The organism is Pseudomonas sp. LB3P93 (assembly GCF_054898025.1).
On sequence record NZ_CM142713.1, the window covers coordinates 3,037,556 to 3,058,299 of the forward strand.

Sequence of the window (20,744 nt, forward strand, 5' to 3'; positions counted from 1 at the left end):
TTTATTTTCTGTTGTCGATCACCAAAGGTGTTTTTCCGCTGTGTTTGTTTCGGGTGAACCCGGATTCAGCACACTCATGAACTTCCACTGTTAAAAGAGCAGCGTTCACGGCATTGGCCAGCGCTTCATGGGTCAATAACTTTTCATAAAGCTTTCCGGCCTCAAGGTTCGCCAAAACCGTCAACCGCTCCCTGCCATTAAGGGCGTGGTCAAGGACCAGTTGAACAGGCGTGCCGACGCTATCTTGCAACGCCAACGGTGAAATGAACTCCGTACCCATCCGTATCAACTTGCCGTGGCGCTGCAGCAACTGGAATCGCGGAGAGTCGAGCCCGCAAGGGCAGGCTCCGGGTATCCAGCGCCCGGTGTCGCCAACGTCATACCGGCGCACGGCCTGACTTTGCCGGGCCCGGGAGGTAAACAGCAGTCGGCCGATCTCACTGGCTTGCACTGGCACATCGTGTTCGAGATGGACGATTTCCAGATGCTGGGTATCGCACATCAAATGAAAGACGCCGTCCGCCGTTGCCGTGCAGGCATGCCCCAACGGGCCGGCGTCGACCGAGCCATAGATCGCCGAGCGGATCGTCGAGACCCCGCAACTTTCGATCAGGCGCAGGCTGGCCTGGCCCGGGTGCTCACCGCCGAGGAACACTTTGCCGATGCCGGCGTACGCGCGAAGTCGGCTTTGCTCGTTGAAAAACAGGCGATGCAACGTACTTGGCATGCCGATCAACACGGTAATTCGGTGTTCCACAATCAGCTGGGCAATTTCGCTGAAGTCATCATGGTGCGGCGCGCCCATGGGGAAATGCGTAGCGCCCATCTGTTCCAGGACCTTGGTGAAGCTGGAAAAGCCTCCATACAGGCTGCCGCCGTAAAACAGGTTCATCACCCGATCCGTTGACGGGTCGAGGCCGGCGGCAAACATCCCGTCAGCCGCGGCGCGCATCTGTCGTTGAAAGTCGAGATAGCTGAACCCGGCGAGGGCAGGCGTGCCACTGCTTCCCCCGGAGCGGAAATACAGCTGTGCCATGGCGTTGATCGGCTGGGTCATAAACGCGTTTTTGTCCATGATCGGTTCATGACCTGTGTCGGGCGCGGCGGTGAGCGCATCAAGCGTTGCCCGCCCAGGCACTGCCTCCGGCGCCAGACTCACCGAGAGGCGGCGGCTGAAGCGTGACAGCGCGTAGACGCCGTCATGGGGCTCGCCGGGGTAGCCGTCATGAATCAACCCGCACGGGGCGATACGCGTGACGCCGGCGTTGACCAGCGTCCGTACCAGCCCAGGCGTCTCTGCCGGAGCGCAAATCAATGCACAGCTTTGCAGGACCGTGCGCCAAGGCAATAGCGTCTCGGCGATCAAGTGTTGTGGCACCGGTTTGAGCAGCAGCGTACGAAACAGCGGCGAGGGCGCGAGCGTTTGATGGTGATCCCAGATAACTCGCCATCCGTGGCCGGCCCAGACCTGGCCGGTCTGGTTCGCAAAACAATGTTCCAGTCTCGCCATGGCGGTGCGGGTGGTGATCTCCGAGGCCTCCTGATCTGTCGGAACCAGCGCCGGCCACTGTGAGGCACGGCGTGTGAAGGCTTCAGCCAGGCGTTCACCCACGTCCCGCAAAACTGCCGGATCGCTGCTGTCCACCAACAGCCACTGCGGGCTGGAACACGCTTGCTGATCGAGACTGCACACCTCATCCACCAACGCATCCAGCGTCGAGGGACTCGCCGCGTCGGGCGACAGGTAAGCGAAACTGATCCTGTGACCCCAATCGATCCAGCGACACCCGGCCGGGATCTGCTGACGAATCGCCTTGAGTGCCTTTTCACCGCCCCAGGCGGCAACGCCATCGGCGTGTGTACAGAGTTGCGCTATCCGAGAAGTGCTGACCGGCAGCACCGCAATGAAATCAGCCAGCTTGCCGCTGGTGTCGCAGTGCACCAGCGCCGCGAGTAAGCGTGCGGTCAATCCTTCATCGCTGGAGCTGGGGCGCAGCCAGTTGATGTTGCCGGCCAGCAGACTTTCCAGGACCGCACAGAACGCCAGCATCGGCGCATTGCCCGGCGTCACCTGCACCACCAATCCCAGCGGGTGCCAGCTTTCAAAACACGCTTGCCGGTAATCGATACGCCGCAGCGAACGCGGTTGCACACCCAGCTCTCGCTCAAGCTTGGTGCCAAGGTTGCTGCGCTGGCAGAACTCGACAAGCCCCAGTCGTTGATCGTTGTCGAGGGGCACATCCAGCCTGCCAGCCTGCAATTGCAGGGTGAACCGGGCCGCTGCGTCGATCACGGTGTCGCTGTCGATCGGCGCATTCAGCAGCCGTGGCAGTTGTGGGTGCAGCTCCTTGAGCGCTGCTTCGAGGGTGATGTCGTCACGCAGTTCGCCATTGATCAAGTACATGTCAGATCCCTCCAATCAGTTCAGACGCGGCCATTGCGCAGCTTCGGCTGGCCGTGGTGCCGGCGCGTCCATGCAGTTCAAACCAGTCGGTCTTCAAGCCGCACCCGCAGCTTGCACCGGGGTGCAACGTCGCCAGATCCCCCATGACCACGGCATGCGCAGGGCTGGACGAAATGTAGGGCGACACGAACTCCAGCAAACCGCGCCGGCCGTAGGGCTGGACGCTGAAATCGGAGGGATTGCGCACGAAGACCTTCGAATAAACCGGCACATGAAAATGCTGGTGAGCACACTGGATGTAAGGCACGGCATGCTCGACAGCGCCGTAGCCGTCGCGGCAGCGGGACAGGTCGATACCCAGTTGGCGGTTGATCCGTTCATACAATTGCGCCAAGGGAATTTCCTGCGCCGCCTGGGTTTTCCAGCCGCCACCGAGAAACACCAGTGACTCGGCCGGTAGCTTCAGATCCGCTACGCCGGTGTCTTCCATGTGCTGCAACGCGTGGGACAGGAAGGCCGGAAAGCCGAGAATGCGCACGGGCAAACCTTCTTCGGCAAATGCCTGCAAGGCACGGGTCACCCCAAACAGGTCGAACTCATGACCTTTGCCAGTCAGGCGTAACCCGTAGGCGATACGGTTGGCCGGCGCATAGCTGCACAGAAACTGATCGGTGTAGGCGGTGCCCAAAGTGATCGCAGCCTTGGGCTCATAGCTCAGGAGCAGGTAATTGCAGGGACTGTGCGGAGCTTCCCAGCCGTAATGACGAAAAATGTGGCTTACCATGCCCTGGGCAGCGGCCATGCTGCGTTGGTCGTAGCGCAGGCGACTTTTCTGGCCGCTGGTGCCGGACGATGTCAGTTCCAGTGCGCCTTCTCCTGTGGGGCCGTACAACACGTGACGTTTGAAGTAGTTGGCGAAAATCGGCGGCAGTCTTGACCAGTCATCCAGCGTCTCCAGATCCTCTGCATCAAGGCCATTGCTGTTGAGCCAGCGTTCATAGCCAGGCGTGTGCTGACAATGAAACAGGCTGATTTCCGCCATGGCCCGGTCGAACAGGCCTTCAGGTACTGATCCCAGGCAATAGGGTTGCGTTAACGCGCAAAGCGCATCGGTATGGGGTAAATGGATCATCAAAGGACCTATCGGGTGGGTCAGGCAGCAAGCGGGAGGCGGGAGCGCCGCAAAAACAGGCGCAAGGGCAGCAGGCACATGAGCCCTGCGATGCCCGCCATCAGGGCGAAGGATTCGTGGCTGTCACCGGCGCCGGCCGCCGCGATCAGCGAGCCGCCGCCGCCCATGACGGCGATTGAAATCATGCCGATCATGGCCGAGACCAGCCCTTTGCTGTCGTCGCTTGAAAACAGCGCGATCCGGTACAGAGCGGCATTGCTCATGCCCAGGCCTACGGCGTAAAGCGCCAGGACGCTGATCAGCAAGGGTGTCGGCGCGCCGTAAAAACCGATGACAAGCAAGGCGATAAGCCCGCCGCAAAACGGCCACAGCGCGTATCGAATCAGTTGCGGCAATTCAGTATTGGCGATCAATCGGTTGAGTATCAGATTGCCGAGAATGACCGCCGCAAACACCGGGATTTGCCACAGGCCGTAGTGCAGCGGTGAAAGTCCCTGATTGTGAATCAGCAGGAGCGGTGCCAGTCCGATCCAGGCAATCAGGGGCAGGCTCATGACCCCCAGCGCAACAGAGGCGCTGAGGAATCGCGGGTTGCCGAGCAACGCGGCATAACGGCGCACGGTGCCGCGCCATTCAAACGGCACCGCCGTCAGTCGCTGACCGTCATGGCGCAAGGTGCCCACGGTTTCCGGCATGTACACGTAAAGCCCTAGCCAGACCAGCATGCCGCCGACACCCAGCAGTAAAAACAGCTCCCGCCAGGAGAGCCATTCGAGCAGCAGACTGCCGAGCAACGGCCCCAGCAGCGGAGAGAGCAGCGCAACGTTCCCCAGCAACGCCATGATTTTTACCGCGTCGGCTTCGCAGAACACTTCCTGCAAGGCCGGGTAACTGACCGCGATGACAAATCCCAACCCCATGCCCTGAATCAGTCGCAAGCCATTGAACGCATAGATGCTGTTCACGCTGAACGCTGCGGCACAGGCCAGGGCGAATACCGCACAACCGATAAGCAACATAGGCCGGCGACCGAAGTGATCCGACAGCGGACCTATCAGCCATTGCAGGAGAATGCCGCCCGCCAGATAAAGATTGAACGCGTAGGGGACATGACGCGCACTGGCATTCAGTTCATCGGTGACGGTCAACATGGCGGGCATGATCATGTCGCTGGCCATATAAGTCAGAAGTTCAAACAGCGTAATGGCAAGGCAGAAGCCGAACACATGATAGGGGCTGATGTTTATTAGAGGTTTGTGCATGGCATCCCTGTTCTTCTTCCTGAAGTTAAATAACGGGTCTTATTGCGATGCGCCAAGATAATCAAACGAGGATGAATACCTCAAACAGACTATTAAGACTGAAAGCTTCAATAGTTTTCGCCAGGTTTCGATGCAGGGTGGGAAGAAAAACAGAAGTGAAAATGCACGTACGAAAATGCCCGCGACAGGGCGGGCATTTGTTCAGCGGTGATTGGATATGTTTCTTTTCTTACGAGTGGATGTTCTATTAATTACGTTCCATGACCTGAGCAACCGTTATCGATGCTGGTAGTAACCCGGTCCACCTCGATCGTAATGGTGGTCGCCGTGCCAGCCGCCGTGGGGGAAAACGATGCAGCCGCTCAGGGTCAACAGAGCGAGCAGGGGAATCAGCAGTGTGATTCGACGGAACATTTGAAAATCCTCATGGTTATCGCCGCAATAAAGCCAAATCTCTTCATCGGCTGTAACATGAGACCCCGTTTGCAGCGCCCCATTCCCGCACAAAGGTAGGGGCTTGGCATGCTTTCGGATACAAACCGGATACATTTTTCAGGTTCAGGAACTCGCAATGACTCAGTCGCAACGTTTGAAATACTCGATTCTGATCTCCCTGGTAGTGCTGGGGATCATGTTCGGCCTTTCGTATCTGCAAAACACAGGCGTCATCAGCGAGAAGCTGTTTCAGTACATCGCCATCGGCGTGGCGGTGATCGTGGTGGTGATCAATGGCGTGATGCGTCGGAAGGTCAAGCCTTGAGCGACGCACCTTTAAGCTGATCAGTCGCGATGAAGCAGGGCTACAGCGTCTGGATGCAGGCTGTAGCTTTTGTCCGCATTGAGCGTGATTACGCCTTCGCTGCACAAGCGTTTCAACACTTCTCGCACACTGAGAAAGGACAGGGGAATATCCAGGTCCAGCAAATGGCTGTGCACGCCGCGCACGCCCAGGCTGCGCTCGCTTTCGGCGGCGGCCAGCAAGGCGTCGATGACTTTGAGGCGAATCAGGCTGGTTCGCAGACCAAAGCTTTTGAGCAGCAATCTGATCCGTTCGTTGCTATTGCGCTCGCCTCGTTGACTGAAGACACCAGAGCCCATGGCTGAGCCCTTTGGCGCGTGACTACCGTCCGTTGGCAGTTGCGAGTTGTACATGCAAAAACTCCTTTTCCGAGCCAGCCAGGAAATGTGATGGGTGCTCTCATTCAATAAGACGTACGAGCACGGCAAATAATGAAGGCTCGAATGTAGAAAATTCGTCACCGTCACGTCAGCGGCCTGTGAGATGGACGGATAAAGCGCCTTTCAAGGCCTAAATTTTTGTCGTGGGTTTCGTTTCTAGGGGATGGCGCGGTGCGTGTTCGACGCAGGGTGTTTGTCTTTTCGATCAGGAGCGAGCGTGATTATTTCCAGGCAATTAACCAGGTTGAGCCTTGCGGGCATGTTGGTGGGGCTCAGTCTTGCTGCGAACGCACGCAGTACGCCCGAGCAAGCGAGCGCCGACATTCGCCGCACCAGTTTCGGGGTGCCGCATATTCGTGCCGCAGACGAGCGTGGGCTCGGTTATGGCATCGGTTACGCCTACGCGCAGGACAACCTGTGCTTGCTGGCCAACGAGATTGTCACCGTCAATGGTGAACGCTCGCGCTATTTCGGCCCGGATCAGATGACGGTCGAGGAGCGCGAGAACCAGGTCAGCGACCTGTTCTTCACCTGGCTCAACACCCCTGAAGCCGTCGCCGGATTCTGGAAGGCGCAAACCCCGCAAGTGCGTGATCTGGTCGAAGGTTATGTCGCGGGGTACAACCGCTCGCTGACCGAACGCCGCGCACAGGGTTTGCCGCAGCAGTGCCGGGGTGAATGGGTGCGCGACATTACCTCACAGGACCTGGTCAAGTTGACCCGCCGTTTGTTGGTCGAAGGCGGAGTAGGGCAGTTCGCTGAAGCACTGGCCGGCGCCACTCCACCACAAGCCGTCGCCCAAGTGGCCGACGACGTATCGTCATTCCAGGTGGCGGACTCGCGCATGCAGCGCTTTGCCCTGGATCGCGGCAGCAACGCGGTGGCGGTCGGCAGCGAGCGTTCGTTCAATGGCCGCGGGATGTTGCTCGCCAACCCGCATTTCCCGTGGATTGGCGGGATGCGCTTCTATCAGATGCACCTGACTATTCCGGGCAAGCTGGATGTGATGGGCGCAGCGTTGCCCGGCCTGCCGATGATCAACATCGGCTTCAACCAGCACCTGGCATGGACACACACCGTGGACACGTCCAAGCACTTCACCCTGTATCGCCTGCAACTTGATCCCAAGGATCCGACCCGCTATCTGCTCGACGGCAAGTCGCTGCCGATGAGTAAGCAGATCGTGACGGTGAACGTCAAACAGCCCGATGGCCATATCCTTGCGGTGACCCATGTGGTCTACAGCTCGCAATTCGGCCCGATCGTGCAGTGGCCCGGCAAACTCGACTGGGACAAGCAGTACGCCTACAGCCTGCGCGATGCCAACCTGGAGAACGACCGGGTATTGCAGCAGTGGTACGCCATGAATCAGGCCACCAGCCTCAAGGATTTGCAGGCCTCGGTGCACACGCTTCAGGGGATTCCGTGGGTCAACACCCTGGCCGTGGATAATCAGGGGCAGACGCTGTACATGAACCTGTCGGTGGTGCCGAACGTCAGTGCCGACAAACTGGCCACGTGCAGCGACCCGCGCGCCGGGTTGCAGATGATCCTGCTCGACGGTTCCAACAGCGCCTGCGCCTGGGACATCGACCCGAACGCAGCGCAAAAAGGTATTTATGCGGCGGACCAGTTGCCGCAACTGCTGCGCAAGGACTACGTACAACATTCCAACGATTCGGCGTGGATGGCCAACCCGGCACAACCGCTCACCGGTTTCTCCCCCCTGATCAGCCAGGAAGGCCAGCCACTGGGGCTACGCTCGCGTTTTGCCCTGGACCGGTTGAGTACGCTGAGCAAGGCCGGCCCGGTTTCTGCGGCGGATTTGCAACGGATGGTCATGGATGATCAGGTGTACCAAGCCGGGCAAGTGATGCCGGACTTGCTGCAGTTCTGCACCGGCGACCTGGGCGCCGATGCAGCAACGCTCGCGCCGTTGTGTGCGAGCCTCAAAGCGTGGGACCGCAGTGCGAATCTGGACAGCGGGCTCGGGTTTGTACACTTCCAGAACGTAATGGAACCGTTGCAGCAAGTCCCGAACATCTGGCGAGTGGAATTTGACCCGAAAGATCCACAGCACACGCCGCGTGGTCTGGCGCTGGATAATCCTCAGGTCACCCAGGCGATTCGCGAGGCGATGCTGGCCTCAGTGGAACAGGTCAAAAAACTGGGGCTCAAGGATGACAGCCGTTGGGGCGACATTCAGGTGGTCAGCAGCGGCGGCCAACAGACGCCGATCCATGGCGGGCCGGGCACCTTGGGCGTGTACAACGCGATCCAGAGTGTGCCGAGAACCGATGGCAAACTTGAAGTCGTCAGCGGCACCAGCTATTTGCAAGTGGTGACCTTTGATGACAAAGGCCCGCACGCTCAAGGCCTGCTGGCGTTCTCGTTGTCCAGCGACCCGACGTCGAAGTATTCCCGGGACCAGACCCTGGCGTTTTCGAAGAAACAGCTGAGCCCGTTGCCGTTCACCGAGCAGCAGATCATTGCGGATCCGCAGTACCAGGCGCAGACAATCCGCGAGCAGGATGAAAACGCCGGGAAGGTGGCCGCTCAGTAAGAAGAGGGTGGTTCAAGCAATAAAAAAGGTCGCATCCCGTTAAGGGGTGCGGCCTTTTCAGCTTTTAGGGGTTTGTTGCGGGATCGAATTGAGCACCGGATTACCTTCCTTGTTACGGGTCAGGTAGACCGGCAGCACCTTGGGCAGGGAAGCCACCAGGTTGTTCAGTTCTTTGATGTTGTAGATGCCACCCAGACGAATCGTGCCAGTGCTGTGGTCCGCGACCATGATCGGTTTGGTCAGATAACGGTTGATCAACGGCAGAGCGTCGTTGAGCGCCAGATCATCGAGCACCAGTTTGCCACTGCGCCAGGCCAGGGCATTGTCGTTGGGGTAGGTCTGGTTGATCTGCGGCGTGAAGTCGCCGTGTTTAAAGCGCGCCTGCATCGCCGGCCCGAGACGCAAGCCATCGCCCGGAAGATTATCGTTGCTGCTGACCAGCACCGAGCCTTCAATCAGGTTCACGCGGACCTGATCTTCATACATCCAGACGTTGAATTTGGTCCCGGTGACCCGGATCCTGCCGTCGGCTGCCCTGACGATAAACGGGTGAGCCATGTCGTGGCTGACACTGAAGAAAGCTTCACCTTTTTCCAGCGTGATCCGGCGCTGATCCTTGTAGTTGCTGAACGTCAGCTCGCTGCCCAGGTTCAGTTCCACCTGACTGCCATCGCTCAGGGTGACCTGGCGAACCGTGTCACTCGCTTCGAAGTGCTGATACGAATTCGGTAGCCAGCCCATGTTCCAGCCGCTGTACGCCGCCAGCGGCAACGCCAGGGCGCAAACAGCGGCGGCGATGCCGACCGTGCGCCAGGGCGTGGCAGGTTTAAAGCGAACAACCGACGGGACGGCTTCGGGACGCGGCAAATCCCCCGCGACTTCCCAGATCTCCAGCATGGCCTCGTACTCGAACGCATGCAGCGGATGAGCTTCACGCCATTGTTCGAAGGCGATCCGCTCTTCGGCGGTGCAGTCGATGGCGTGCAGACGCATGCACCAGTGCGCTGCGGCATCGGTGATGGCGTCATATTCGGCTTGCGAGAGAGAATTGTCGGTCATTGACTCATCCTGATTTCCTGCATTCTAACCTTGAGGGGAAGTCTGCGAGAACAGCCGTCATGGCAATTAAATATCAAATGAGAACTATTTTTGACATCAGGGCGTCTTGACGTGCAGTTCACGGCCCAATTGGCTGACTAAAAAGGCAACGCTGTCGGCATTACCCAGCTGTACGGCCAGCCTGACCAGTGGATCTTTCTTGAAGGTGTGGCGGGCACCGCTCAGGTTTTCGGCGCCGGTCAACGCCAGAATATGCGCCTTCACCCGATCCGTTTCTTCATAAGAGGTACTGCCCGGATCCTCCCACACACCGGTATCAGGATCTTGAGTCATGAACAACTGGGTCAACGGCGTCTTGATCGAGAGTGCAGTGGTCTGAGCGTCGGTCAAGGCGCGCTTGAGTTCAGTTGCCAAGGGGGTGGTTGTTCCAATCAGATCGGTAAATGGCCTGCCGGGATCGAGATAAGAAATGTCCTCGGTTTTACAGACCATGTGCGACAGCTCATGAATCAAGGTCACCGCTCGGGCATGGGTGTGAATAGGGAAGGCCGCGTCGGTAAGGTGTTGGCGGTAGTGTTCGAATCTGGGATCGAAGAATCTTTCTGCGAGGTGAATTCTCCGGTTTGCGTCTGAAGCCACGATGAAGGCAAAGGTGTTTTGTGCGCCATCGACAAGCCTGCCGACCGCAAAACGACTGGACTTAGGCTTTCTGAGTGATGGCTCCAGCAGCGCTGTGAACAAGTCGCCTACGACTTTTTCAACCTGCTCGACATGCGCGGGCAGCACGTGCTGCACACTCATGAAATCCATGAGGAGTTGATGCACGGGAGTGACCGTGTCGTCGGAAGTCTTCAGCAGTTGCAGATTTCGATAGCTGTTCCAGGCATAGGTCGTTGCCAGGTCTAGCGCTTCGTCAATCTGACGGGCTCTTTGCGGAAACTGTCGACGGATATCTAGCATCCCTGTGGCTTCAACGTTCATGCTCTGAAAAACCGAGCTTGCGGTCTCCAATCGTCCGAACAGGCTGAAGCGAGGCGCCGATTTCGGTCCATCGAGTACCCATTGTTTCGATTCGTTCTGGCGCAGAAGAGGGCCCCGCGTGGTTGTGTCGCCGATGCGCCAGTGGGTACCGCGCTTCATGACCGGATACACCTTTCCGTCAACCGGCCCATACTGTTTTTTTGTCGTTGGATGGGTGTAGAGCCCAAGTTTTGCGTCAGATGTCAGCGAACCCAGATCCACATTGATACTTTCATGGCGTTTCAATTTCGTGCGTTCGGGGGCGGTGACGTCGATGTCCTGCCATTTGAGCCGGGAATCGGGTGTTTTCGTCTCCGTCTCCGTCTCCGTCTCCGGTGTGGCGGGTGTCGAAGGCAGCAGTGTTTCATTCCCCAGTGATTGGCGCAGTGTGGAGAGTTCGGCCATGCCGCTGATGAACTCTTTTATGGCGGCACCCCATTTATGGGTTTGCAGGTCTTCGGCGGATTGCTTGATATCGCGGTAACTGCGCCACACCGTCTCCGGGTAGGCGAGTTTGCCCATGAAATACGTATACGCCGCATGCAGGTCTTCACCCAGCACATGCTTGATGGTTGCCCATTCTCCCAGTTTGTTGTCGTCAGACTGGCAGCCGAGCAATCGGCTCAGCAACGCGGCGTTGTCATTGAGCAGATGTTTGAACAGGTTCCCCTTGATCGGATTGGAGGCCAGCGTAGTCAGGGTGGATAGATGATCCGTGCTCTTCGGCTCGGCTCTGGCAACACGGCGATGGGTGGTCGCCATCCGGGTCTCCAGCAGTATCCGTTCGGGCTGCGGCAGATTCAGGAGTAGCCAGTCGAGCAACGGTCCGCGGGTCTTCAGCTCTGAAAGCAGTTGTTCTTCATTTTCATACTCTTTGACTCCGTGCCTGGGACTGTGAGGTGCAACAAGTACCTGGGGTGCCGCGCGATCGGCCGTTGAGCCGATCAGATAAACCCCGGGCACTTTGATTGCCTGGTCACTCTTGATCCCCAAAAACTCAAGCGGACGGATGATCGCGTGGGCACCGTCCACCGCTGCACGGGCGATGGCATCTGGCATGTCCATGACTTGCCGGATCAGATCAAACCCGGTCTCGCTCAGGCGCTCTTGCAGTTTTTCCGTGTGGGCGTAATGCATCAACTGCCAGGGTAATTGCGCGTAGAACCGTTTCCTGCGGTCCGCGTTCACCTGAGTGTCTGCCAGCGCGTCGCTCACTATTTCCTGATGATGCTCGCCCGGTTTCAGGTTTCGTATCAGGTCTTTGATGTAGCGCTCGTCCATCCCTTCGGGAATCACGGTGGTATCCAGTGACACCAGTTTGAAATGGAGGTGATCCAGCTCCTTGAGGTGAGTCAATGCAAAGTCAGTCAGGGTTTGAGTTTTGGCTGCGGAGGTCGGGCGGGCATTGATTTGGACCTGGACGTTGTCCGGGTTGATGTTGAAGGTGTCGGCCTTGAGTTGTTTTTCAAGCTCATGGTGTGCCGTGCGTTGCAGTGACCGTATGCCGGTCAGGTAGTCCTGGTCGTCTTTAACGTTGTTGAGGTATTGCTGAAGCAGCTCGGCATGCAGGATCAGGTCTTTGACGGATGCCTGGGCCAGCCATGCCGGCAGTTTTTGTTGAGTCATCAGTGACCGCGCAATATCTACGGCACGGTCGAGACCTGTCATCGGCTTACGCAGCGACACAAGATTCAGGAGACTGGTCAGCGGCGTGGCGGAGAGCTTCGTCGCCAGCGCATTGGTCAGGCTCGCCTGGTCCAGCAGCACATAGGGTTTTTGCAGATAATCAAGAAAATGCCCATAGACTCGCTGCAGGGGGGCCAACGTGTAAGTCCTTCCAGGCAAACGCTCGTTGCGGCCAAGGTTCTCCAAAAGCGTCGTGCGATGGTTGACGTCTGCGAGGCGTCGTCCAAGTTCGGTCAGCAACGGTGTCAATGCCTTGAAGGCCTCAAACCCCAACGCAGGCGTCCATAAAATCGCTTTGCCCGAATGCACCGGGTCCAGGCCTCCTCGTTCAGTCAGCACAAAACAACTGGCCAGTTTCAACGGATCCGTCGCCTCGCCAGCCTTCAACGCCAGGGAAAATACCTCCGGCAAAAAACCGTTCAATGCCGCTCGTTGCAGGTGTACCGGGCTATCGAGCACGGTTTTGATGATGACCTGTTCCGTCGTACCCAAGGTGCGCGTGACAGCACGCAGCTTCAACTCACTGCGCAAAGCGGTTGACAGGGTGTGGGTGAAACTCGATTGCAAGTTCGCCACGGATGGACCCAGTACGCGCTGCGCGTCGGCGATTGAGCGGGTTGCCGTGGAGATGGCCGGGTGTTTCTCAAGAAGTTGGTCAAGCGCCTGCTCGACAGAATCGAGCAGCGACAGCTCCTCTTTCGCCGACTCGGCACGCACGGTGGCCGGTCGCGCGCCTCCGCCCCGGTCCACTCGTGTACTCCAGCGCCCCGAAGGTTCGGGAGTCAGCAGTCGGTCATCGATCAATCCGCAGACATCCAGCGCATTGTCGAGCAAGGCATGGGGGTCGACCGTACCTTCGCTTTCGCGCAAGCGACTCAGCGCATGGGACAGGTTCTCCTGTTGCTTGCCAAGGATGTCGACCATCAAATGTTTGAACACCGGGCCGATGACCGGCTTGCCTTCAATCAGGCGCTCGACCGGCTCCAGCGCAAGAAAGGTGGCGCGTTCGTCCAGCGACATGAAATTGAGCAGCGTGTCTTCATGCCCTTCGGTTTTCATCATAGTCAGCACGATTTTTTTGACCGCCGGCAGATTGCTCGTCGCTTCGATCCCTCTGGAGGGGGTGTACAGAAAACCCAAGGTATTGGTGCCCCCGATCATCAAGGTCGAGGCCAGCTCGGCGAAGTGCTTGAAGGGCGCGGTCACACGCACTTTCTCGATGCGAAGCGGATCATGCGCGTCAGGCGTGAGGCTGACCTTCATCAGCCGCAGGTATTCCTGCGTCGTTAAAATACCGTCCTGGCGTTGGTGAAGAAGCTTCGTGTGAAAGGTGTCGCGCAAGCTTTCGGTGAAAAACTCCAGACGTGAAAGGCCAATGCTCATGGAGGTGTTCCAAAACAAGGCGAGCAGGCTGCGCAAGTGCGGCGTGAAGCTCTGCGCGATCTCTTTCACCGCGCTTTCCCACGCCTCGTTATCAGCGTCGCTGCTCACGCTGTGCTCGGGGTTGGCGAAGACTCTTGAATCGCCATGGGGCCAGTGGTTGGTGAGGTAGAAATGCAGAAGCGCATCGCTCAGAGGTATCGTGGAAATCGTGTGCAGGTCTTCGTTGCCGTCGAGGGCTGAAACTGCTTTCACGAAGCTCTTCAGTCGGGTCAGCCGCTGGTCCAGCTTGGGGAATGCCTTGTGCAGCGTGTGCTTGAGGGTGTCGTCCAGCATCGATTGCAGCGTTGGCGTCTTGAGCAGCTCCTCCTTCATCGTCTTGATGTTCTGTTCCTGATTGCGATCGAGGGTCAGTCGCTGGTCCTGGAATACCGCGCCTTCGATATCTTTCGTGGAAATGTCGGGTGCGGTGGCGGCCGGTAAAGCGCTGCGTTGTTCGATGGAGAGAAAGCGCAACAGCTCCCGCTTGGCGGTGGGCTGGGCCAGCCATAACTTGAGCTTGCCTTTGAGGTCGGCCATGTTCGCGAACTTGATCAAGCCGTTCCACGGTGTGTACAGCGTGACCTCCCCATCGTCGGGCCGGCTCATGGCAAAGGCGCCGGCCAATTGAATATCCGGTTTGTCCGTCACCTTCAGCAACAGTTGGTAGACGTGCATAGGGTCTTGTTGCGCGATGCGGGCAACGTGGGTGGCCAGGTAAACGTGCTTCAACCATTTCAGGTCAGCGAGTGTGAAATTCAGTGCTTTTTCGCGGTCATCGGGCTGCTTGGCAACGGACGCACGCTCTGCCTCGTCGAAAAAATAGGGCTCTACAGGTTCAGTCATGGTTTTTCCTCATGTGCTGCGATCAGCTATTGGTTGAGGAAAAACACTAAGGTCTGCGCAGCGCTCCGGTGCGGTACATATTGCTTGAACCGAACAGGCGGTCGGGACTTGACAGGACGCCGGTAAAACAGCGCTTAATCGACGTCTGCTTTTGGTTGCCCTGCAACCTCGTTTCCCCTGGTGCCCGTACTCAATAATAAAACTGGAGCTTCAGATGACCGCAACGCCCGAAGTGGCCGTCAGTTCGACCACCCCATCGCTCGATTTCGACGCGCTCGTTCTATTGCTTGAGCAAATTTTCCTGCGTCATGGCACCTCCGCCGATGTCGCCAAGACCCTGGCGTTGAACTGCGCCGGTGCTGAACGCGACGGCGCGCACAGCCATGGCGTGTTTCGTATTCCGGGTTATGTCTCGACGCTCAAGAGCGGCTGGGTCAATGGCCAGGCCGTGCCAGTGGTCGAAGACGTTGCCTCGGGGTTTGTCCGGGTCGATGCCGGCAATGGTTTTGCACAGCCCGCGCTCGCGGCGGCCCGTGCACTGTTGGTGGAGAAAGCCCGCAGCGCCGGGATTGCGGTGCTGGCGATCCGTAACTCCCACCATTTCGCGGCGCTATGGCCGGATGTCGAGCCTTTCGCCTATGAAGGGCTGGTGGCGTTGAGCGTGGTCAACAGCATGACTTGCGTGGTGCCCCATGGTGCCGACCGGCCGTTGTTCGGCACCAATCCGATCGCTTTCGCTGCGCCCCGGGCTGACGGTGAGCCGATTGTGTTTGACCTGGCCACCAGCGCCATTGCCCATGGCGATGTGCAGATTGCTGCACAAAAAGGCGAACGCTTGCCGGCGGGCATGGGCGTGGACAGCCTTGGCCAGCCGACTCAGGACCCGAAGGCGATTCTGGAAGGGGGCGCGTTGCTGCCGTTTGGGGGGCACAAAGGTTCCGCGTTGTCGATGATGGTCGAACTGTTGGCGGCGGCCCTGACGGGGGGTAATTTCTCTTTCGAATTCGATTGGTCGAACCACCCGGGGGCCAAGACGCCCTGGACCGGCCAATTGCTGATCGTGATCGACCCGAGCAAGGCGGCCGGGCAGAATTTCGCCGAACGCAGCCAGGAACTCGTCCGTCAGATGCACGGCGTGGGGCTCAAGCGCCTGCCGGGCGATCGACGTCACCACCAGCGCACCAAGTCGAACGCTCAAGGCATTCAGTTGAATGCCCAGACGTTGGCAAACCTGCGAGAACTGGCAGGGCTCTGAGACCTGCACAAAACGTGGGCACGAAAAAGGCGAGCATTGAGCTCGCCTTTTTGCTGCGTTGCCATTGAAGCGTGACCGTTTAACGGCGACCCAGCAACAACCCGACCACCAGGCCGAAACCGGCGGAGATCGCCACGGTTTGCCATGGATGACCACCGATGTACGTCTCGGTCGCGTCGACCACAGGTTTTGTGCGGTCACGAACACTGGTGACCGAATCCCGGGCCTGCTGCAGTTTCTGGGCGATTTGCCCGCGAAGGGTCTCTGCTTCCTCACCGACCAGTGAAGCGCTGCTTTTGAGCAGTTTTTCCGACTCTTCGATCAGGGATTGAAGTTCGCTGAATGCCTGATCCTTGATCTGGTCATTGGCGATTTGTGTGGCGGTTTTCCGGGCCATTGGGTACTCCTTGCAGGTAAATGGGCAGTGAACAATGGAGTCTTGCGTGACTGAAAAAGTTGCAGCGGGTTTACGTATTGACTGTGCGACGAGGAAAAATCCGGAGTCGGACATTTCCTCCTACAGTGTAAGATGTCGCCTATTTTACGCAGCAGGTAATTCCCATGAGCTTCAATCTGGCCGACAAACCCCTGGCTGAGCGCGCCGCGCTTGAAGATGAGAAATCCCGCCTGTTCGACCTCTGGCAAAGTAACCTTGGCAAATCCAAGGGCGAGGCCGCGCGTTTGTTTGGCGAGCGCGCCAAGCGCAAAGGCAAATGGGCTGAATGGGTTCGCTCGGAACTCGACGGCATGTCGCCGCCGGAATTCGCGAACATGGTACGCAGTGAAGTGAATCGCTTGATGGCCGCCAAATAAGGCCCGCCTCAGGCAAAACTCGCGACAATGGCCTCGCGCACTTTCAACACCACCGGATCGAGCTGCGTGCTGGTGCGCCAGCCCAGTTCGATCGGGTAGCGCGGCAAGGCCAAAGGGCAGGGCAGCAGCGCCAGTCTGCAGAGCGCCGAAATACTTTCAGCGGCGTGGGCCGGAATGGTCGCCACCGCCTGACTGCCCTTGAGCAAGTGCGGCAACGCCGCAAAGTGTGTCGTCGAGGCGCACACCCGCCGATTCAGCCCCAGCGCCGCCAATCCCTCATCAGTGATCCCGATAAAACCGCCCGACGACACCAGAATGTGTTCGCGGGCCACAAACTCTTCAAGACTGATTTCCGTTTGCCCCGGCGCCAGGCTGAGCGGATCCACCAGGCACAGATAACCGCCTTCACCCAGCACCTGACGGCTGAGCAACCGCTCGGTAAATCCGCCTGCGGTGATTGCCAGATCAAGGTTACGTTCCATCAACGCCTGAGCGACGATCTGGCTGTGAGTTTGCCGAAAGATCAGGCGCAACTTCGGTGCACTGAGCGCAATCGCCTCGATCAATCGCCGCCCGTAGGCAATCTCGAAATCATCCGACAACCCCACGGTGACCGAGCGTCCGTCGTAATGATTGGCCGCCGGATCGACCATCGCCAGGCTCTGACGGCATTTGTTCAGCGCATCACTCACCACCGGTTTCAACTGGTTGGCCCTGAGCGTCGGCGCCAGGCCGCGGCCGGTACGCACAAACAACTGATCGCCATACACCTCGCGTAGCCGTCGCAACGCCGCGCTGACGGCCGATTGCGTCACGCCCAGGCGCAGTGCCGCGCGGCTGGCGCTGGACTCCTCATGCAGCGCTTCGAAGACTTTGAGCAGGTTGAGGTCAACGGTGGCGATATTCATATGGTTCATATCATTCAGCAGTGAATCGGGCTTTATTCATGATCCGGTGGCGCGTGAGAATGGGCAACACCTCATTGCTTTCGGAGTGACCGCCATGCCCAAGTCCATCGTTGCAGCGCTGCAAATCGGCGCCTTGCCCGGCGGCAAGACCGAGACCCTTGAACAGATTCTTGCCTGGGAAAACGCGATTATCGAGTCCGGCGCCGCGCTGGTGGTGATGCCTGAAGCGTTGCTGGGTGGTTACCCCAAAGGCGAGGGCTTTGGCACGCAACTGGGCTACCGGCTGCCGGAAGGTCGCGAGGCTTTCGCCCGGTATTTTGCCAATGCCATCGACGTGCCCGGCGCCGAAACTGAGGCACTGGCCGGATTGTCGGCACGCACCGGGGCCAACCTGGTGATCGGCGTCATCGAACGCGCCGGCAGCACGCTGCATTGCACCGCGCTGTATTTCGATCCGCAGGCCGGCCTGGTCGCCAAGCACCGTAAGCTGATGCCCACCGGCACCGAGCGCTTGATCTGGGGTAAGGGTGATGGCTCGACGCTGCCGGTGATCGACAGCCAGGTCGGGCGAATCGGCGCGGTGGTGTGCTGGGAAAACATGATGCCGCTGCTGCGCACCGCGATGTACGCCAAAGGCATCCAGGTCTGGTGCGCGCCGACGGTGGATGAACGGGAAATGTGGCAGATCAGCATGCGCCACATCGCCCATGAAGGACGCTGTTTTGTGGTCAGCGCGTGTCAGGTTCAGGATTCACCGAAAGCCTTGGGCGTGGAGATTGCCAACTGGCCGGCGGATCGGCCGCTGATTGCGGGTGGCAGTGTGATTGTCGGGCCCATGGGCGACATTCTGGCGGGGCCGTTGCGTGATGGGCCAGGGTTGCTCACCGCTGAAATCGACACCAACGACTTGATCCGCGCGCGTTACGACTTTGATGTGGTCGGTCACTACGCGCGCCCGGATGTGTTTGAGCTAAGCGTCGATGAACGCGCCAAACCCGGCGTCCGCTTCAACACATAACCCCCTTGTGGCAGCGAGCCTGCTCGCGATAGCGGTGTGTCAGGCAACTTCAATGCTGAGTGATGAATCGTCATCGCGAGCAGGCTCACTCCCACAGTGAGATCTTCAGCGTTGCTGATCCTTCGGTTTTACCAGGTGCCGGCAGTAGCCCCCGGCAAGCTCAGTTTGCCCGTGTCGACGAAGCGCATCGTGCCAAACAATCCGCCGGCCAGTTTGCCGCGCAGCACGTAAGGCAGGTCGTTCAGGGTTTGTGTCTGGCTCAGGCCCAGGGTCTGGCGAATCACCGAGAACGCCGAAACGCTCACCGGAACCGTCAGCACGGTTTCGGAAAAACGTGCAATCGAGCCCGACTGATCGCTGACACCGGAAGCCAGCGGCTGGCCATTGACCTCCAGATCCAGCGCCACGCCGTTGTAGTCGATCGGCGTTTCGTTGGGATTCTGCACGCGGATCTTCAGCATGGACAGGCTCTCGTGTAGAAAAGGGCTGAACCGCCAGCGGCTCAGCCCTCGAGCTTTCTAGCGGTTCAACTGTGCGACCGTCGCAGGCCGTGCGGGTTCACCCTTGGCCGGGACATCCGGATTTTCCATGACCTGGAGGATCGAAGCTTCCGGATCGAAATCGTCCTCTTCCAGCTCGATGAACTCTTCGGGCAGGAAGATGTTCAGCACGATAGCGCACAACGCCCCGACGGTGATCGGCGATTCGAAGATGTTGTGCAGCGCCTTTGGCAGCTCGCGCAACACTTCCGGCACCGCGGCGACACCCAGGCCCATGCCGATGGAAATCGCCACGATCAGCATGTTGCGTCGATGCAGACCGGCTTCGGCGAGGATCTTGATTCCGGCCACCGCCACGGTGCCGAACATCACCAGCTCCGCGCCGCCGAGCACCGGTTTGGGCATCAATTGCAGCACCGCGCCGATCATCGGGAACAGGCCCAGCAGCACCAACAGGCCGGCAATGAAGAACGCCACGTAGCGGCTGGCGACGCCGGTGAGCTGGATCACACCGTTGTTCTGGGCGAAGGTCACCATCGGCATGCTGTTGAACACCGCCGCCATGGCCGAGTTGAGGCCATCAGCCAGCAGACCGGACTTGATCCGGCGGATGTAGATCGGGCCTTTGACCGGCTGCCGGGAAATCATCGAGTTGGCGGTCAGGTCACCGGCGGCTTCCAGCGGCGACACCAGGAAAATTACCGCCACCGGCACAAACGCCACCCAATCGAAGTTGAAGCCGTACTTGAACGGCACCGGCACGCTCATCAGCGGCACGTCGGGCAGGCTGGCGAAGTTGACGTCGCCCATCAGCCACGCGACGACATAACCGAGGGTCAAGCCAATGACAATCGCCCCCAGGCGCAGGAAGGGCACATCGACCCGGTTCAACACCACGATCGTGCCGAGCACCAGCGCGGCCAACGCCAGATGACTCGCCGCGCCAAGGTCCGCCGCGCCGAAGCCGCCGGCGATGTCGGTCATGGCGACCTTGATCAGCGACAGGCCCATGAGGGTAATGATGGTGCCGGTCACCACGGGCGTGATCAGCATCCGCAACTTGCCAATGAACTGGCTCAACACCACTTCGATGAACGCGGCGAAAAAGCACACACCGAAGATCGTCGACAGGATTTCATCGGTGCCACCACCCCGGGCCTTGACCATGAACCCGGCGCTGAGAATCACGCTGATGAACGAGAAGCTGGTGCCTTGCAGGCACAACAGGCCGGAACCGATCGGGCCGATCCGCCGCGCCTGAACAAACGTGCCCAAGCCCGAGACAAACAGCGCCATGCTGATCAGGTACGGCACTTCGCTTTGCAGGCCGAGGGCGCCGCCCATGATCAGGGTGGGTGTGATGATGCCGACGAAACTCGCCAGCACATGCTGCAGGGCGGCGAAGACCGTGGCGGTGAGATGCGGGCGATCGTTGAGGCCGTAGATCAGGTCGTTGTGGCGCGGGGCAGGGGCTTTTTCAGAGGCGGTCATGGTTGTTTGCGGGCCGAAAGGCAGGCCGGGTCAGAAAATGGAGGCGCAGGATGCCAGCAGCGGGCATCGAGGGCAACGAACAAAAACTGCCCAAAAGGTCAGGTTCCGATCGTTCCCACGCTCTGCGTGGGAATGCCTCACCGGACGCTCCGCGTCCGCTTGGGACGCAGAGCGTCCCTGACTGCATTC

Annotated in this window: 15 protein-coding genes and 1 pseudogene; 5 read left to right on the forward strand and 11 right to left on the reverse strand. The window is 59.1% G+C overall.

What is annotated here, in order from left to right:
* Position 1 precedes the first annotated feature (1 nt).
* The 4 genes from ACYZT8_RS13840 to ACYZT8_RS13855 all read right to left on the reverse strand — a co-directional run bounded on the left by ACYZT8_RS13840 (position 2) and on the right by ACYZT8_RS13855 (position 5,212).
* Entirely contained in the window at positions 2–2,404 is a 2,403-nt protein-coding gene (locus ACYZT8_RS13840; protein WP_461981926.1) for an aldehyde dehydrogenase family protein, read from the reverse strand.
* A 1-nt stretch (position 2,405) separates the two neighbouring features.
* Complete coding sequence (locus ACYZT8_RS13845; RefSeq protein WP_461981928.1) at positions 2,406–3,536, reverse strand: LuxE/PaaK family acyltransferase; 1,131 nt, start codon at positions 3,534–3,536, stop codon at positions 2,406–2,408.
* A 20-nt stretch (positions 3,537–3,556) separates the two neighbouring features.
* Complete coding sequence (locus tag ACYZT8_RS13850; protein WP_461981930.1) at positions 3,557–4,798, reverse strand: MFS transporter; 1,242 nt, start codon at positions 4,796–4,798, stop codon at positions 3,557–3,559.
* Positions 4,799–5,074: 276 nt separating this feature from the next.
* Positions 5,075–5,212 (reverse strand): hypothetical protein, encoded by a 138-nt coding sequence (locus tag ACYZT8_RS13855; protein ID WP_165557409.1) that lies wholly within the window; start codon positions 5,210–5,212, stop codon positions 5,075–5,077.
* Positions 5,213–5,369: 157 nt separating this feature from the next.
* On the opposite strand from ACYZT8_RS13855, the gene ACYZT8_RS13860 reads away from it, so the two are divergent.
* Complete coding sequence (locus ACYZT8_RS13860) at positions 5,370–5,558, forward strand: hypothetical protein (protein ID WP_028620074.1); 189 nt, start codon at positions 5,370–5,372, stop codon at positions 5,556–5,558.
* A gap of 20 nt (positions 5,559–5,578) precedes the next feature.
* On the opposite strand, the gene ACYZT8_RS13865 is transcribed toward ACYZT8_RS13860, so the two are convergent.
* A complete protein-coding gene (locus tag ACYZT8_RS13865; protein WP_461981932.1) occupies positions 5,579–5,950 on the reverse strand; it encodes a fe2+ zn2+ uptake regulation protein in 372 nt (123 codons plus the stop codon).
* 244 nt (positions 5,951–6,194) lie between these two features.
* On the opposite strand from ACYZT8_RS13865, the gene pvdQ reads away from it, so the two are divergent.
* Positions 6,195–8,540 (forward strand): bifunctional acylase PvdQ, encoded by a 2,346-nt coding sequence (gene pvdQ / locus ACYZT8_RS13870; RefSeq protein WP_461981935.1) that lies wholly within the window; start codon positions 6,195–6,197, stop codon positions 8,538–8,540.
* A 57-nt stretch (positions 8,541–8,597) separates the two neighbouring features.
* On the opposite strand, the gene ACYZT8_RS13875 is transcribed toward pvdQ, so the two are convergent.
* Both ACYZT8_RS13875 and ACYZT8_RS13880 read right to left on the reverse strand, forming a co-directional pair.
* Entirely contained in the window at positions 8,598–9,599 is a 1,002-nt protein-coding gene (locus tag ACYZT8_RS13875; RefSeq protein ID WP_461981937.1) for a FecR family protein, read from the reverse strand.
* Positions 9,600–9,695: 96 nt separating this feature from the next.
* Positions 9,696–14,570 carry a dermonecrotic toxin domain-containing protein gene (locus ACYZT8_RS13880; protein ID WP_461981939.1) on the reverse strand — a complete coding sequence of 1,625 codons (4,875 nt, stop codon included), beginning with the start codon at positions 14,568–14,570 and terminating at the stop codon, positions 9,696–9,698.
* 214 nt (positions 14,571–14,784) lie between these two features.
* On the opposite strand from ACYZT8_RS13880, the gene ACYZT8_RS13885 reads away from it, so the two are divergent.
* Positions 14,785–15,825, forward strand: a complete 1,041-nt coding sequence (locus tag ACYZT8_RS13885) for an Ldh family oxidoreductase (RefSeq protein WP_461981941.1) — start codon at positions 14,785–14,787, stop codon at positions 15,823–15,825.
* Between the two features lie 79 nt (positions 15,826–15,904).
* Here ACYZT8_RS13885 and ACYZT8_RS13890 read toward each other — a convergent pair whose 3' ends face one another.
* Positions 15,905–16,222 carry an ElaB/YgaM/YqjD family protein gene (locus ACYZT8_RS13890; RefSeq protein WP_461981943.1) on the reverse strand — a complete coding sequence of 106 codons (318 nt, stop codon included), beginning with the start codon at positions 16,220–16,222 and terminating at the stop codon, positions 15,905–15,907.
* A 164-nt stretch (positions 16,223–16,386) separates the two neighbouring features.
* Between ACYZT8_RS13890 and ACYZT8_RS13895 the strand changes: the two genes are divergently transcribed.
* The gene (locus ACYZT8_RS13895) at positions 16,387–16,638 is read left to right on the forward strand and encodes a hypothetical protein (protein WP_131058660.1); all 252 of its coding nucleotides are present in this window, start codon (positions 16,387–16,389) and stop codon (positions 16,636–16,638) included.
* A gap of 8 nt (positions 16,639–16,646) precedes the next feature.
* On the opposite strand, the gene ACYZT8_RS13900 is transcribed toward ACYZT8_RS13895, so the two are convergent.
* Positions 16,647–17,555, reverse strand: a complete 909-nt coding sequence (locus tag ACYZT8_RS13900) for a LysR substrate-binding domain-containing protein (protein ID WP_461981945.1) — start codon at positions 17,553–17,555, stop codon at positions 16,647–16,649.
* 85 nt (positions 17,556–17,640) lie between these two features.
* On the opposite strand from ACYZT8_RS13900, the gene ACYZT8_RS13905 reads away from it, so the two are divergent.
* Positions 17,641–18,564: a carbon-nitrogen hydrolase family protein gene (locus ACYZT8_RS13905; RefSeq protein WP_461981948.1), complete on the forward strand. Its 924-nt coding sequence runs from the start codon at positions 17,641–17,643 to the stop codon at positions 18,562–18,564.
* Between the two features lie 128 nt (positions 18,565–18,692).
* On the opposite strand, the pseudogene ACYZT8_RS13910 reads toward ACYZT8_RS13905, so the two are convergent.
* Both ACYZT8_RS13910 and ACYZT8_RS13915 read right to left on the reverse strand, forming a co-directional pair.
* Positions 18,693–19,022: pseudogene (locus ACYZT8_RS13910) on the reverse strand (LEA/WHy family protein); the annotation flags it as partial.
* 60 nt (positions 19,023–19,082) lie between these two features.
* A complete protein-coding gene (locus tag ACYZT8_RS13915; protein ID WP_461981950.1) occupies positions 19,083–20,555 on the reverse strand; it encodes a nucleobase:cation symporter-2 family protein in 1,473 nt (490 codons plus the stop codon).
* Between the last annotated feature and the right edge of the window lie 189 nt (positions 20,556–20,744).